The sequence below is a fragment of the Actinomyces glycerinitolerans genome (assembly GCF_900098745.1).
Lineage (GTDB): Bacteria > Actinomycetota > Actinomycetes > Actinomycetales > Actinomycetaceae > Actinomyces > Actinomyces glycerinitolerans.
In genome coordinates, this window is sequence record NZ_FQTT01000001.1 from 50,041 (window position 1) to 63,213 (window position 13,173).

11 protein-coding genes and 1 riboswitch are annotated in these 13,173 nt (G+C 70.9%); of the genes, 4 read left to right on the forward strand and 7 right to left on the reverse strand.

Annotated features, from left to right (window positions below; translation table 11 throughout):
* The first annotated feature begins 170 nt into the window (after positions 1-170).
* Positions 171-1,571, forward strand: coding sequence for a hypothetical protein (locus tag ACGLYG10_RS00175; protein WP_073326970.1), 1,401 nt, complete (start codon positions 171-173; stop codon positions 1,569-1,571).
* A 35-nt stretch (positions 1,572-1,606) separates the two neighbouring features.
* On the opposite strand, the gene ACGLYG10_RS00180 is transcribed toward ACGLYG10_RS00175, so the two are convergent.
* Positions 1,607-2,029 (reverse strand): GntR family transcriptional regulator, encoded by a 423-nt coding sequence (locus tag ACGLYG10_RS00180; protein ID WP_244542510.1) that lies wholly within the window; start codon positions 2,027-2,029, stop codon positions 1,607-1,609.
* 66 nt (positions 2,030-2,095) lie between these two features.
* Between ACGLYG10_RS00180 and ACGLYG10_RS00185 the strand changes: the two genes are divergently transcribed.
* The gene (locus tag ACGLYG10_RS00185; RefSeq protein ID WP_073326973.1) at positions 2,096-2,617 is read left to right on the forward strand and encodes a hypothetical protein; all 522 of its coding nucleotides are present in this window, start codon (positions 2,096-2,098) and stop codon (positions 2,615-2,617) included.
* 23 nt (positions 2,618-2,640) lie between these two features.
* On the opposite strand, the gene ACGLYG10_RS00190 is transcribed toward ACGLYG10_RS00185, so the two are convergent.
* The 6 genes from ACGLYG10_RS00190 to ACGLYG10_RS00215 all read right to left on the reverse strand — a co-directional run bounded on the left by ACGLYG10_RS00190 (position 2,641) and on the right by ACGLYG10_RS00215 (position 9,391).
* Positions 2,641-2,940, reverse strand: coding sequence for a hypothetical protein (locus tag ACGLYG10_RS00190; RefSeq protein WP_234416139.1), 300 nt, complete (start codon positions 2,938-2,940; stop codon positions 2,641-2,643).
* Between the two features lie 179 nt (positions 2,941-3,119).
* Positions 3,120-4,106 (reverse strand): malate dehydrogenase, encoded by a 987-nt coding sequence (locus ACGLYG10_RS00195; RefSeq protein WP_073326974.1) that lies wholly within the window; start codon positions 4,104-4,106, stop codon positions 3,120-3,122.
* A 142-nt stretch (positions 4,107-4,248) separates the two neighbouring features.
* Positions 4,249-5,640, reverse strand: a complete 1,392-nt coding sequence (locus ACGLYG10_RS00200) for a dicarboxylate/amino acid:cation symporter (protein ID WP_073326976.1) — start codon at positions 5,638-5,640, stop codon at positions 4,249-4,251.
* A gap of 145 nt (positions 5,641-5,785) precedes the next feature.
* The gene (locus ACGLYG10_RS00205; protein WP_244542511.1) at positions 5,786-6,160 is read right to left on the reverse strand and encodes a DUF3017 domain-containing protein; all 375 of its coding nucleotides are present in this window, start codon (positions 6,158-6,160) and stop codon (positions 5,786-5,788) included.
* Positions 6,161-6,258: 98 nt separating this feature from the next.
* Positions 6,259-7,977 carry a bifunctional phosphoribosylaminoimidazolecarboxamide formyltransferase/IMP cyclohydrolase gene (purH, locus tag ACGLYG10_RS00210; RefSeq protein WP_073326977.1) on the reverse strand — a complete coding sequence of 573 codons (1,719 nt, stop codon included), beginning with the start codon at positions 7,975-7,977 and terminating at the stop codon, positions 6,259-6,261.
* A gap of 23 nt (positions 7,978-8,000) precedes the next feature.
* Positions 8,001-8,098, reverse strand: a riboswitch (ZMP/ZTP riboswitch).
* Between the two features lie 3 nt (positions 8,099-8,101).
* A complete protein-coding gene (locus ACGLYG10_RS00215; protein ID WP_073326979.1) occupies positions 8,102-9,391 on the reverse strand; it encodes a cell division protein PerM in 1,290 nt (429 codons plus the stop codon).
* A 268-nt stretch (positions 9,392-9,659) separates the two neighbouring features.
* Between ACGLYG10_RS00215 and ACGLYG10_RS00220 the strand changes: the two genes are divergently transcribed.
* Positions 9,660-12,038, forward strand: coding sequence for a 6-phosphofructokinase (locus ACGLYG10_RS00220; RefSeq protein ID WP_083565221.1), 2,379 nt, complete (start codon positions 9,660-9,662; stop codon positions 12,036-12,038).
* A 57-nt stretch (positions 12,039-12,095) separates the two neighbouring features.
* On the forward strand, positions 12,096-13,166 hold the full coding sequence (locus tag ACGLYG10_RS00225; protein ID WP_073326980.1) for a LacI family DNA-binding transcriptional regulator: 1,071 nt from the start codon (positions 12,096-12,098) through the stop codon (positions 13,164-13,166).
* Positions 13,167-13,173: the final 7 nt, after the last annotated feature.

Consider the following 13,173-nt stretch of genomic DNA (forward strand, 5'->3'; position numbering starts at 1 on the left):
GGGCGTGGACGCGCCGATTTGCCGGGTGTTTTGCCGTCCCGGGAGGCGGAATTGCCCACGCCCCGGCGAGCCGCGCGAAAGCGCCGGGAATGTACCGATTCCGCGCGGATTGCCCAGGGGCTACGCTTGGACGGTGGGCCGTCCCGACCCGGCCCAGGAGGAGATTTGACGTGGCCGAGGACACCGAAGAGTTCGCCATCACCATGCGCGGGTACGACCGTGCGCAGGTGGACCAGCGACTGGAAGCGCTCAACCGCCAGCTGCAGGACGCGCGCCGGGAGGTCGCCAACCTCGATCAGCGGGCGATGACCCTGGCCGGTGAACTCGCGGAGGCGCAGCGTCGCCTGCGGGAGGCGGACAAGCCGACGTACGCGGGCCTGGGATCACGCATCGAGCAATTGCTGCGCAGCGCCGAGGAGCAGAGCGCCTCGGTGCTGTCCAAGGCCAATGCGGAGGCGAACGCGCTCCTGACCCGCACGCGCGCCAACGCCGCGAATCTGTCCGAACGCTCCTCCTCCGAAGCCGCCGCGCTGATTTCGGACGCCCGCCGCGAGGCCGCGGAGTTGCGTACCCGCTCCGAAAGCGAGGCGGAGACCACACTGTCCAATGCGCAGGCGCGTGCCGATGAGCTGGTCGGGTCCGCCGAGCGCCGGGCCGCCCAGCTCGCCGCCGAAGCCGAGTCGGCCGCCACCGAGTTGCGTGCCACGGCGGAGCGGGAGGCGCAGGTCGTGCGCGCGGAGGCGAACAAGTCCGCGGCAGAGTTGGCGATCTCCTCCGAGCGCGAGGCCGCCGGGGTGCGCGAGGCCGCCGCTCAGGAGGCCGAGGAACTGCGCGGTTCCTCCTCCGAGCAGGCCGAGTCCACGCTGACCGCTGCCCAGGAGGAGGCCCGGCTCACCGTCGAGAAGGCACGCGCCGAGGCTGAGAAGCTACTGTCCACGGCACGCCGCGAATCGGAGGAATTGCGCCGTTCCGCCCAGGCCGATGCGGAGGCCGCACGTGCCGAGGCCGCCGAACTGCGCCAGCAGGCAACTTTGGATGTGGCCGCCGCGCACGAGGCCGCCGCCCAGGAGGATGCCGCCGCGCACGAGTCGGCACGCGCCCGTATCGCTGAGATGCAGGAACAGGCGCAAACGCAGGCGGCGGACGCCGAGGCCCGGCTACAGGAGGCGCTCGAACGCGCCGAGGCCGTGCGCGCACAGACGGATCAGTCCGCACAGGAGCGCCGTGCGGAGTCGACCCGGCAGGCGGAGGAGATCCTGCGGCAGGCCCGTGAGGAGGCCAAGCAGTTGGTGGAGGACGCCCGTGCCGATGCGGATGCCGAGAAGTCCGCGGCCGCTCGGGACGTGGAGGAACTGGAGCGCCAGCGTGACTCCGTGGCCAGCTACCTGGAGGAGATGCGCGGCGTGCTCGGCAACGTACTGCCGCCGGCACCGGTCTTCTCCGATGTCATCACCGAGGCCTTGAGCAGTGACGATGCCGCCGCGGTTGGGGAGGTGCAAGCGGATGCGCCCGCCGACGGTGGAGCGCCGGCCGCTGACGACGCCGAGCCAAGTGCGGTCGCACCGGCGTAATCGCCCGTCTCTGGGCCCCGGCCGTCGACCGGGGCTCAGGGCCAGGCGCGGCGCACCAACTCGAGCGTGTCCTTAAGCGACATGCCCAGGGAGTGCATGGTGGTGACGAAGCGCAGCGCCTCCCGCTCACCCGCGACCCCGGACTGGTCACGCACGAAGGTTCCACGCCGGCCACGGCCCTCGATGTAGCCCTGAACCTCGAGTTCACGGTAGGCCTTCGCCACCGTGTTGACGGCGATGTCCAGTTGGGTGGCGAGCGCGCGCGTGGGAGGCAGACGGGTGCCCGCGGGGAGTGTGCCTGCGGCGATGTCGGCACTGACCGCCGCACAGATCTGGGAGAAGACGGGTTCTGCGGAGACGGGATCAAGGTGGATGTCGAGCCGGGCGGTGCGCGGCATCGGTGTCGGCCGTACAGCCGATTCGGGAGGGCGCTGCGGAGGCTGAGTGGGCGTGTTCATGCCTCTAGTGTGCGGCAACCCGGCGGGCAACACCACAGCTCTTCCGGCGGCTCGTAGGCTACGAGCATGGCTCACGCGGACCCCGACTTCTCCCCCGACCACCCCGCAGCGGCTGTCCCGGATGCGGCGAGTGCGGCGTCGTCGCCAGGCGCGCAGGATGCGGACTGGGCGCGGCGGCGTCGCGACGCGGCGGCCGAGCGGGCACGCATGCTGCAGGCACGGCAGGCGGCGGAGCACCAGCGGGCCGCACGGATCGTCGCCCTGTTCATCGCGGTGGCCGAGGCGGAGGGGCTGGAGGCGACCCCGCTGCGAGTGCGGGGCTATGGCGGCGGATCCGCCCGCACCCCGCTGACCGGTTGGTACCTGCGCCAGGACCAGTCGGTGGCGATCGACACCACCGGCCGCTTCTACATCCTCACCCGGCCGTTGAGTGTGCGGGATCGGCTGCTCGGAGTGACGCCGGCCGACGAGCCGGTGCCCATGACCATTGGCGAGGGCGGCCGTGACGGCGACATCGTGCCCCTGCGCACCGCCCTGGACCGGCTACTGCCGGGATGGGAGGAGCGCTCCCCCGAGCCGCTGGCCTGACCGGCATCCGACCACCGGGCCGCTCACCACAGGTGACGGTCCCAGCAGGAGGTGTGCCAGTGACGGCGCTCCTCCAGGCCACGGTCCGGCCCGAACAGGGACTCGTTGGACCAGGCCACGATATGGGGCGTACCGGCGGCGATCGTCTGGTTGCAGCCGGGGCAGATGTAGGTCTTGGCTCTGCCGCGCACGCGCCGCACCGTGAACTCCGCTCCCCCGGGACCGGTCTGGGTGCGCGGCAACGACTCCAGTCGGCCCATGTCCAGCGGCCGATGCCCGGCCGCGTAGGGGCGCTTGGAACTGCGGGATCCTCGGCGTGCCATGGCACGACTGTAGCGCGAGCGCTCTCAGCCCTTTACGGTGTTGACGGCGATCTGTCCTTCCTTGGTGGAGATGCGCTGGAGCCAGTTCTTGCAGCCGGGTGACGAAGGTCGGCGGGGTAGAGCAGCGGCCCCGGCTTCCGCAAGGAGCCGGGGCCGCTGATTGTTGGCGCAGGTGTGGGTCAGATCAGGCCCATGCCGGCGACGGCGTTCTTCTCATCGACCAGCTCTGCGGCGGAGGCGTCGATCTTGGCGCGGGAGAAGTCGTCGATCTCCAGGCCCTGGACGATCTTCCACTCGCCGTTCTCGGCGGTGCAGGGGAAGGAGGAGATGACGCCCTCGGGTACGCCGTAGGACCCGTCGGACATGACCGCGGCGGAGGTCCACGCCGAGGTGGTGCCCAGGCACCAGTCGCGCACGTGGTCGATGGCGGCGGAGGCGGCGGAGGCCGCGGAGGAGGCGCCGCGGGCCTCGATGATGGCGGCACCGCGCTTGGCGACGGTGGGAATGAAGTCGTTCTCCACCCACTCGCGGTCGGCCAGGATGTCCGTGATCGGCTCGCCCTTGATGGTGGCGTGGGTCAGGTCGGGGTACTGGGTCGAGGAGTGGTTGCCCCAGATGGCGACCTTGTCGATGTCGGAGACGTGGCAGCCGGCCTTGGCGGCGAGCTGGGCCAGGGCCCGGTTGTGGTCCAGGCGGGTCATGGCGGTGAAGCGGGAGGCCGGGATGTCGCCGGCGTGGGAGGCGGCGATGAGCGCGTTGGTGTTGGCGGGGTTGCCGACCACGAGGACCTTGATGTCGTCGGCGGCGCCGGCGGCAAGCGCCTCGCCCTGGGGACCGAAGATGCCGCCGTTGGCGGAAAGCAGGTCAGAGCGCTCCATACCGGCCCGGCGGGGCATGGAACCGACCAGGAAGGCGATGTTGGCGCCCTCGAAGGCCTGCTTGGGGTCGTCGAAGATGTCGACGGAACCGAGCGTGGAGAAGGCCGAGTCGAACAGCTCCATGGCCGTGCCCTCGGCAGCCTTGACAGCCTGCGGGATCTCGAGCAGGCGCAGGTTGACGCGCTGGTCGGGGCCGAGCAGAGCACCGGAGGCGATGCGGAAGAGCAGCGCGTAGCCGATGTTGCCGGCAGCGCCGGTGACGGTGATGTTGACGGGGGCGTTGGCCATGAAGGACTCCTTCGAGACAGTCAGTTGGGCCGCGGGGGCCGTTGACCAAAGCCTATGCCGTAGCGCGTACGAAGACTTGGGACGATGGCCGGAGCGGCCGCCGCGCATGGGGAGATCTGGGCTACATCCCGGCTCGGGAGGTTCAGTGGCTGACGGCGTTGGGGCCGGCCGCGGCGGCGGAGGCCTCGAGCTCCTCGGCGCTGACCACGCCGTCGACACTGACCCGGTCCAGGTACTTCATGCCGTCGAAGGCGAGTTCGCGGGTGTTCTCCGGATCGCCCTCGGGACCGATGCGGCCGTGGGCGAGCCGGTCGACGACGATCGCGATGGCACCGTCTCCGGTGACGTTGGTGGCGGTGCCGAAGGCGTCCAGGGCGATGTAGGTGGCGATCATGAGCGCCACCTGGGCGTCGTTGAAGCCCAGCATGCTGGACAGCAGACCGGTGGCGGCCATGATGGCGCCGCCGGGCACGCCCGGGGCGGCCACCATGGTGATGCCGAGCATGAAGATGAAGCCGATCCACTGTGCGGCCGACACGGACAGCCCCTGGGTGAGGGCGATGGCGAATGCGAAGGCGAAGATCTTCGAGGTGGAGCCGGCCAGGTGGATGGTGGCGCACAGCGGCACGGTGAAGGAGGCGACGGCGTCGGCCACGCCGTTCTTGCGAGCCTGCCGCAGGGTCACCGGGATGGTGGCGGCGGACGAGGAGGTGCCCAGGGCGGTCAGGTACGCGGGCAGCATGGTGACCAAGGCCTTGAAGGGATTCCGGTGTCCGACGGCACCGGCCACCAGGTACTGCACCCCGAGGATCACCACCTCCAGCAGCAGCACGACCACGACCACCCGCAGCAGGGTGCGCATGATCGCCCAGGCCTCACCGGTGTAGGTGAGGTTCAGGAAGATGCCGAAGATGTGCAGGGGCAGCAGCGGGATGATGATTCGTTCGATCAGGGCAGTGATGATGGCGCGGAACTCGATGAAGCCCTTGCGCAGCACCCCGCGCGGCACCATGGACAGGCCGATGCCGACCACGAAGCTGAGCAGGAGTGCCGTCATCACGCTGACCGCGGCCGGCATCTCCACGCTGAAGTAGGTCTCCAGGGCGCTGCCGGGCTCCTCGACGTCGGTCAGCGTCGTACCGCCCAGCACGCGGGGCAGTGTGGCCGCGCACGCCAGGTAGGTGACGAAGCCGGCGAACAGGGTGGAGCTGTAGGCGATCGCGGCGGTGATGGCGAGCCAGCGGCCGGCGCCGCGCCCCAGATCGGCGATGGCGGGGGTGACCAGGCCGATGATGATCAGCGGGATGGAGAAGCTCAGGAACTGGCTGAACAGGTCGGAGAAGGTGGCGAATATCCGTCCGATCGGCACGGGCACCAGGTGGTTACCACCGATCTGGATGGAGCCGAGCAGCAGGGCGAGGATGATGGCGGCCAGCACCCACACCAGGATGCCGCCGCGGGCCAGGAAGCGGCGGACGGGCCCCGGGGACGCCTGCCCGGCGCGAGCTTCGGGATGCGGGGATGGGTTGCTCATGTACTGCCTTTCGGCTGGATGGGGGCGGTCGGGAACCGCTGGTCGGCGGCAGAATGCCACACTCGCCCGCGCCCGCGCGCACCGGTACCGCCCAGTGACCCGGTTCCGCCCGGCAGTAGGCGGTCGGGCTCACGGTTCTACCGCTTCAGCGCACGCGCGGCAGGTTCGCGTAATAGGACAGGGCGAACAGGCCGACGGCGAGCAGCAGCCCGAAGACGACGTCGAAGGCGCGCCCGCGGGCCGCGATCCAGGTGCCGTCGGGGCGCTGGAGCCGGATGATGGCCAGGGCCAGCACCCCCGCCCCGAGCCAGATGACGGCCAGGCGCCGGTGGCCCAGCAGGGACAGTGTGGGCACGGCCGCCAGCCAGGCGGCGACGGCGACCACCGCCAGGGTGCGGTAGGGCTGCTGCCGCTGGGGACAGTCGTCCACGGCGTCACCCCTGCGCGGGCCGACGGCGGGAGCATCGGCAGATTCACCGGTCGGCGGCACGCTGTCAACCGCCCCGTTCTGGTTGCTCACGGCCGCTACCTTAGCGCCTCCACCGGCCCTCTGCCCGCGTCTACTCACCCCGCATCCCGCCGCCCGGGTGCGGCGGGATGCGGTTGGGTGCGATGGCGTCAGTGGGCGAAGTGCCGGGTGCCGGTCAAATACATGGTGATGCCGGCGGCCTGGGCGGCGGCGATGACTTCCTCGTCGCGGATGGAGCCTCCGGGCTGGACCACGGCACGCACACCGGCGTCGACGAGCACCTGCAGGCCGTCGGCGAAGGGGAAGAAGGCGTCCGAGGCGGCCACGGAGCCGCGGGCGCGCTCGGGGGCGGGAGCTTCGGCGCCCTCGGTGCCTGCGGCGTCGGCGGCCGCGTCCCCGGTGGCGCGGGCGCCCAGGGTGTTGGCGCGCTCCACGGCCAGCTTGCAGGAGTCCACCCGGTTGACCTGCCCCATGCCCACCCCGACGGTGGCCCCGTCGTGGGCCAGCAGGATGGCGTTGGAGCGCACCGCGCGCACGGTGCGCCAGGCGAAGGCGAGGTCGGCCAGGGTGGCCTCGTCCGCGGCCTCGCCGGACACCAGCGTCCAGCCCGTGGGCGTGTCGCCGGGCGCGTCGATGGCGTCGCGCTCCTGGACCACGGCGCCGCCGGAGATCTGCTTGACCTCCCAGCCGCCGCGGGCGGGTGGGGCAACCACCAGGATGCGCAGGTTCTTCTTGGTGCTCAGGATCTCCAGGGCCTCGTCGTCGTAGGCGGGGGCGGCGATCACCTCGGTGAAGATGGGCTTGATCTGGCGGGCCATGGCGGCGGTGACGGTGGCGTTGGCGGCGATGACGCCGCCGTATGCGGACACGGGGTCGCAGGCGTGGGCCTTGCGGTGCGCCTCGGCGACGTCGCCGGCGGCGGATACGGCCACGCCACAGGGGTTGGCGTGCTTGATGATCGCCACGCAGGTGGCCTCACCGTGGTCGTAGGCGGCGCGTACGGCGGCGTCGGTGTCGGTGTAGTTGTTGTAGCTCATGGCCTTGCCGGACAGCTGTCGGGCCCCGGCGACGCCCTGCCCGGGAGCGGCGCCGACGGCGGTGTACACGGCGGCCCGCTGGTGCGGGTTCTCCCCGTAGCGCAGTGGGTTCAGCAGTGTGTAGGCGTCTCCCACGTAGGCGGGCATGGCGGGCGCCGACTCGTCGGCCTGAGCGGCGGCGTCGGCCGCGAGTTGCTGGGCGAACCAGGAGGCGACGGCGGCGTCATAGGCGGCGGTGTGGGCGTAGGCGGCCGCGGCCAGGGCGCGGCGCTGGGCCAGGCTGAAGCCGCCGTCGGCCACCGCGTCGGCCACCTCCCCGTAGCGGGCCGGATCCACCACCACCGCAACCGAGGGGTGGTTCTTGGCGGCGGCGCGCACCATGGCGGGGCCGCCGATGTCGATCTGCTCCACGCAGGCATCGAAGTCGGCGCCGGAGGCGACCGTCTGGGTGAAGGGGTAGAGGTTGACCACCACCAGGTCGATCGGCGCGACCTCGAGTTCGGTGAGCTGAGCCAGGTGCTCGGGCTTGCGGCGGTCGGCGAGGATACCGGCATGGATGCGCGGGTGCAGGGTCTTGACGCGCCCGTCCAGGCACTCGGGGAAGCCAGTGACGTCCTCCACGGCGGTCACGGGCAGGCCGGCGGCGGCGATGGTTGCGGCGGTGGAGCCGGTGGAAATGATCTCGACGCCGTGGCGGGCCAGGGCGGTGGCCAGCTCGGTCAGGCCGGTCTTGTCGTATACCGAGACCAGGGCGCGGCGGATCGGGACGCGCCCGGCGGCGTCGGCCTGGGCGGCGGGGCAGGCGGGTGTGGAGGGGGTCTGGGTGGTCACGGGGGCTCCTTGTGCCGGTGTCGGCGGGACGCCCAGGCGGGCGACGTCCCGTTTTGGGATACCGATGTCCGGCCGGCCGCTCCCCGGTGGTGCCCCACCCTCGCCAGTTGCGGCCGGGGCCAGCCTACCGCCTGTCGGTGCGTGTTTTCAGGTGCTCCCGGGCACTGCCGACGGCCGCGCTGGTGGCGGCGGCGGTCGCCTCCACGCCGCGGCGGGTCAGCGCGCGGGTGCGCGGGTGGGGCAGCACGGCCACCAGGCCCGCGCCCACCAGCACCATCAGGGCGACGATCACCGCCACGTAGCCGACGCGCGGGCCGACCTCGGCCATGCGCCCCGGCCCGATCTGCCCGGAGGCGGCCAGGCCCACCAGCAGCACGCCGACGCCGAGCAGCGCCGTGACCGTCGCCGCTGTCGCCGCCGCCTGCCGCAGCGGCAGCTCGCGCAACACCACCCGGTGCCGCCACGCCACTATGCCGGCAGCCACCGCAATCACGAACGGCAGGGCGCCGCCCCAGGTGCCGACGGCAGCGGTCGGCAGCCCACCCAGGAGCGGCAGCGCCGGCACGGCCCCGGCGAGCACACGGGTGGGCGAGAACACCGAGCCGGCGCCCACCACGAATCCGGGGCCGGCCAGCCAGGACAGGGCCCACACCATCCAGGTGGGCAGCCAGCCCAGTTGCAGCGCCACCAGGCCCACCGTCGCCGCCAACGAGCCGCCGGCGACGGCGTCGTGCAGCCGGGCGACCCGACCCGACCCCGCGATCAGGCCCGCCAACGCCACCACCGCGGCCAGCCCCAACAGCACCAGCGCCAGTTCGCGGGCGATACGCAACGCCGCCCCGAGCCACCGGGGGCGCCGTTCCTGCCAGGCGGCCGGCGCCGGCCAGCCCCGGCCGGAGCGCTGCAGGTAGCCGGCGGTGACGGCGGCATTCAGGACGGTCACCCCGATCACCGCGGTCCAGGTGCGGGAATCGGCGGGGTGGGTGGCGACGGCGATCAGCAGCGCCGTCAGGGTGGCGGCAAGCACCGCGATCGCGCCGGCGGCGGGCCCGCTGATCCGGGCCCGGCGCACGGAGGATCGGGTCAGCCACGCCTGCAGCAGCGTCAGTCCCAGCAGCGGCAGGCTGAGCGTGCCGTAGTCGCCGTCGGGGCTCCCCATGGCGCCGCCGAAGCCGAGGCTCCAAATGCCGGTGCCCGTGCGCAGCACGCCGCCCAGGGTCAGGGCCGCGGCGGCATCGCGGGAGGAGTCGACCAGGTACAGGACGAGGGTGGGCAGGACCACGACGCCCCAGCCGAGCGCCACCGCCTCCACGCCTGCGCGCACGGCCAGCGGCCAGTCGGCGGGCAGGGTCGGACGCCGGGAGCCGCCCGGCGTCGGCGGGGGCTGTCGGTGCAGCCGGTCCCTAAGGTTCATGCCCGCATCTCCATCCTGTTCAGGGGCGTACCTCCCGACGGCGTCGGGCTGATCGGCACCGACACTAACCCGGTCCGGAGGGTGGGGCGCGCTAGGACACGGGCGGACGCGGGGACGAGCTCCTGGCTGTACCCGGGCGAACCGGGCCAACCGCGCAGCCAAGGTAAACAAGGTGTGAACGAGCCCGGGCGAGCCTGGGGCATGCGGCGCGGACCACACTAGAATCGGGGTCAGCACCAGGCACCGGACGCCCACGGAAGGACCCACGATGGCTAACGACGCGCTCATCAGTACTTCGACCGGCCCCGCTGACGTAGCCGGTACTCCCCCCGCCTCCACCAGCGATGAGCCCGTGCGCATCGGCGTGCTCACCTCTGGCGGTGACGCGCAGGGCATGAACGCTGCCGTGCGCGCCGTCGTACGGACCGCGCTGCGCATGGGCGCACAGCCGTACGCGGTCATGGAGGGTTGGTCGGGCGCCGTGGCCGGCGGGGATGGGATACGCAAACTGGAGTGGGACTCGGTCGGCTCCATCCTGCACCGCGGCGGCACCATCATCGGCACCGCCCGCTCGGCGGAGTTCCGCGAGCGCGCCGGGCAGCTGGCGGCCTGCCGCAACCTGCTGGAGCATGACATCGACCGGCTGGTGGTGATCGGCGGGGACGGCTCCCTGACCGGCACCAACGAGTTCCGTAAGAACTGGCCGTCCCTGGTGGCCGAGCTGGTCGAGCGCGGGGACATCACCGAGCAGACGGCGGCCGCGCACCCGGTGCTCATGGTTACCGGGCTGGTCGGTTCGATCGACAATGACCTGGTGGGCGCCGACATGACCATCGGCGCCGACTCCGCCCTGCACCGCATCCTGGAGGCGATCGACGACATCTCCTCCACCGCCGCCTCCCACCAGCGCACCTTCATTGTGGAGGTGATGGGTCGGCACTGTGGCTACCTGGCGCTGATGGCGGCCGTGGCCGGAGGCTGCGACTACGTGCTCGTGCCGGAGCTGCCGCCCGCCGAGGGGTGGGAGGAGGACATGTGCCGCAAGCTCGCCAAGGGCCGGGAGGCGGGGCGCCGCGAGTCCATGGTGATCGTGGCCGAGGGGGCCACCGACCGCTCCGGCAACCCCATCACCGCCGACGACGTCAAGCGGGTCATGGCGGAGCGCCTCGGCGAGGAGGCCCGCGTGACCATCCTCGGTCACGTGCAGCGAGGTGGTAAGCCGAGTGCCTACGACCGCTGGATGTCCACCCTGCTTGGTTGCACCGCCGCGCGCGAGGTGGTGCTGGCCACCGCGGAGAGCGAGCCGGTGATCATCGCCGAGCGGCACAACCGCATTAGGCGTCTGCCCATGATGGAGCAGATCCGCGCCACCCGGGCCGTAAAGGACCTGGTGGCGGCCGGCGACTACCGGGGCGCGGTGGCGGCCCGCGGCTCCAGCTTCGAGCAGATGCTGGGGATCTTCGAGACCATGTCCACCCCGCCGGAGTTGGACCCGGCAGCAGAGGACACGCTGCAGGGTGCCGGCCGCGCCCGGCGGGTGGCGATCGTGCACGCCGGCGGGCTGGCGCCGGGCATGAACACGGCGGCGCGCGCCGCGGTGCGCCTGGGCCTGGACCACGGCTTCACCATGCTCGGCGTGTACGGCGGCTTCCCGGGTCTGCTGGACGGGAACGTGCGCGAACTGTCCTGGGACGACGTCGAGGGCTGGGTCGGCGACGGCGGCGCCGAGCTGGGCACACGCCGGGATATCCCCACCATTGAGCAGCTGTACGCGCTGGGGCGAACGATCGAGTCCAATCAGATCGACGCCCTGCTGATCATCGGCGGTTTCAACGCCTACCTGGCCGCGCATGAGCTGGTCACCGAGCGGGACCGCTACCCCGCCTTTAAAATCCCCATGATCTGCGTGCCCGCATCCATTGACAACAACCTGCCCGGCTCCGAGCTGTCGGTCGGGGCGGACACGGCCCTGAACAGCGCCGTGGGCGCGCTGGACGCGATCAAGCAGTCGGCGGCCGCCTCGCGTCGCTGCTTCGTGGCGGAGGCGATGGGCCGCCGCTGCGGCTACCTGACCCTGATGAGCGGCATAGCCACCGGCGCGGAGCGGGTGTACCTCAACGAGGAGGGGCTGACGCTGAAGAAGTTGGCCCAGGACTCGGCCCGCATGGTGGAGTCCTTCCGCTCGGGCCGCAAGCTCTACCTGGTGATCCGCAATGAACGGGCCAGCGAGAACTACACCCTGGACGTGCTGGCGAAGATCTTCTCCGAGGAGAGCGAGGGCCTGTACGACGTGCGGCAGGCGCAGATCGGTCACCTGCAGCAGGGCGGCGACCCGACCGCCTTCGACCGCATCATGGCCACCAAGCTGGTGGCGCACGCGCTGGACCTGCTGTCCGACCAGTTGGACGCCGGCACCTATCACTCCAGCTATGTGGGGCTCGTGGAGGGGCGGATTACTCACCACCGCCTGGAGCACATGGATGAGGAACTGGACCTGACCGCGCGCCGCCCGCTGCACCAGTGGTGGATGGGCCTGCGCGACGCCATCGGCCTGGTCAACAAGGACCTGGGGGTGATTCACCCGCAGGAGGTTCCCGACTTCGGCCAGACGGTCACCCAGGCGGCCTCCGCCGGGGAGACGGACTGAGGGGCCGGCAGTGTTGAGAGCGTCTCCGGCCGGTATGGCTTCGGGCATGATGCGGATATGGTGACAATCGCCGATGTCGCGCGGCACGCTGGTGTCTCGCCAAAGACTGTGTCAAATGTGCTCAACGGATACCGGTATCTGCGTCCCGAGACCAAGGAGCGTGTGGAGAAGGCGATTCAGGAGCTGGGGTACACGGTCAATCTTGCGGCACGAGGCCTGCGACGCGGTCGCACTGGGATGGTTACGCTGGCGGTGCCGGATCTGCGCGACCCCTACCTGGCGGAGCTCTCGGGGGAAGTCATTCACGCAGCCGAACGCAGAGGGGGCCGCGTACTGGTGACGCAGACGGACGGCCAACGCGAGCGCGAAATCGACGTCCTACACGGACCCAACCGACACTTCACCGACGGAACTATTCTCAGTCCTCAGGCCCTCGGCTCGGAAGACTTGGAGCAGTACCAAGTCGACTTCCCGCTGGTGTTGTTGGGCGAGCGCGTCGATCCGCCTGATTTGGACCGGGTGACTCTGCCGAACGTGGCTGCTGCGCATGCCCTGACCGCCTACGTGCTCAGCCTGGGCTGTCGCAGAGTGGCGCTTCTGGGCTGCGCGCCGGGTACCGACCACGGCTCGGCTCCACTGCGTGAACGCGGTTTTCGCGCGGCTCATACGGAGATGGGTCTTGAGGTCGATGAACGTCTGTTGCTTTCGGAGTCGACCTGGCGCCTGCCTCAGGGTACCCAGAGAATGAATGCCTTTATCGACTCGGGGATTCCCTTCGACGCCGTGGTGGCGATGAATGACGCCCTGGCAATTGGCGCCTTACACAGCTTCCGAGCGCATGACATCCGAGTGCCAGATGCCGTGAAGGTGGTAGGCATCGATAACATTGAGGATGCTTCCTTCACCAGCCCGACCCTCACGTCCTTATCCGTGGATCACCGGGAGTTCGCGAGAGAGGCCATCCGCCTGTTGATGATGCGGATCGACGAGCACCATCGCGATCCCGCCCTGCCCCGTCAACCCAGGGAGCTTATCCAGCCCGCCTTCCATATCGAGGTGCGGCAGTCCACCGGAGGAGTACCCGCGGACGCCAACACCCTCGACGATTCTGGTACCGGTTCGGTTTAAGTGTCGC